This is a genomic window from Massilia scottii (assembly GCF_030846495.1).
Classification (GTDB): Bacteria; Pseudomonadota; Gammaproteobacteria; order Burkholderiales; family Burkholderiaceae_D; genus Telluria_A; species Telluria_A violaceinigra.
This window is the reverse complement of record NZ_JAVCWM010000066.1, coordinates 1-1,579: the sequence shown is the minus strand read 5'-3', so window position 1 is coordinate 1,579 and position 1,579 is coordinate 1. Positions and strand designations below refer to the sequence as shown.

The window sequence follows — 1,579 nt, the reverse complement described above, 5'->3', positions numbered from 1 at the left end:
GGTTCAACGCCGTTGGCCTTCGCGGTTTGCACGAGCGAGTAAATCACCGCACTGGCATGCGCACCAGCAGGTGTGTCGCTAAACAGCCAACCCTTGCGGTTATGGACATCTATCCATAACCGCAATAATGCAAACGGCAGTTTTATGCGAACTTGTCGGCTCTCACCTCACGAACAACGAGGCGTATCGAGGCTTGCTGCCTTGCGAGTGAAGTCTGGACTTCACATAAGAGTTGGTATCTCCTGTGGTGGTAACCCCACTTTAGGAGATCTTCATGGATGCCTTCGAGTCCTTTCATCCGGTGCCGGCAGCGTGGCTTCGCGAGAGCGATCTCGCACCGTTGATACCTGCCTACGTCTGTCGTCTGGCCAGTCGACACTACGCGGCCAACACAGTGCGCATGTACGTGTACGGCGTGGCGCACTTCGCGCACTGGGCGCGCGGCCATGGAGTTGACCTACAACACCTTTGTGATGCGGTTGTCCGGCGATTTATTGACGAACACCTACCCCACTGCACCTGCCCTTCTCCGGTGCAGCGCTGCCGCCATCAGGTTCGAGCCGCACTACGCCAGTTACTAATCACGCTGGCCGATGCTGGTGGACTGATCAACAGTGATCAGCCCGATGCGGTCGAGGAGCAACTCCAACGCTTCGACAGCCATATGATGCACGCAAGAGGCTTGGCCGAGACCACACGAATTCGACGGTTGGGCGTAGTTCGAGCGCTACTGCGATTCCGCGCGGTCGATGATCCCGACGCGATGGCGGCGCCGTCCGCCGATGAACTGCGACGATTCATCGCGCTGGAACTTTTGCGCATCAGTCCCGCCAGTGCGAGCTCGCTTGCCGGCGCACTGCGCGCCTACCTGCGTTTCCTGACGCTCGATGGGGTTTGTGTGGATCACCTGCTGCCGGTCATTGCGTCGCCGGCACATTGGAGGCTTGCAACGTTACCGCAGACCCTGTCACCGACCGAGGTCGCGCGACTGCTGGACGCGTTCCCACCAGAGCTGCCATCGCACTTGCGTGGCTACGCCATGGTGCGCTGCCTGGTTGATCTTGGCCTGCTTGAGCGTGAAGTTGTCAACTTGGAACTCGACGATATCGACTGGGAGGCTGGCACGCTGCGCATCCGCAAGGGTAAGTCGCTCCGCCTGGATGTGCTGCCACTGCCGCAGACCACCGGGCGCGCTATTGCCGCGTACCTGCGATCAGAGCGGCCGACCACGGTCAATCGGCGCGTCTTCGTTCGTCACGTGGCGCCGACAGACGAGCCGATCCGTCCGGACGTCGTGCGCAACACTGTGCGGCTGGCATATCGGCGCAGCGGGCTACCCTACACGCGCGTGCACATCTTGCGCCATACGCTGGCGAGCCGGGTGTTGGAGGCAGGCGGCACGCTCAAGGAGGTGGCGGACATGTTGCGCCATCGTGATCTGGACACCTCAATGATTCTACGCCAAGGTTGACATTGGGCGGCTGGCCGCCGTGGCAATGCCCTGGCCGGGGAGCGTAGCATGAACCGCGCCGACACGATGCAGGCCGCCGTGCAGCGCTATCTGGACGAACGCCGCCGG

General features: G+C 61.6%; 1 protein-coding gene. It reads left to right on the top strand.

The window, feature by feature from the left end; all coding sequences use genetic code 11:
- Positions 1-274: 274 nt before the first annotated feature.
- Positions 275-1,471 (top strand): tyrosine-type recombinase/integrase, encoded by a 1,197-nt coding sequence (locus RBA41_RS33265; RefSeq protein WP_306628624.1) that lies wholly within the window; start codon positions 275-277, stop codon positions 1,469-1,471.
- The last annotated feature ends 108 nt before the right edge of the window (positions 1,472-1,579 follow it).

Excerpts from the sequence above, each read along its gene's own strand:
- RBA41_RS33265 (WP_306628624.1), top strand. The coding sequence starts at position 275 with ATGGATGCCTTCGAGTCCTTTCATCCGGTGCCGGCAGCGTGGCTTCGC.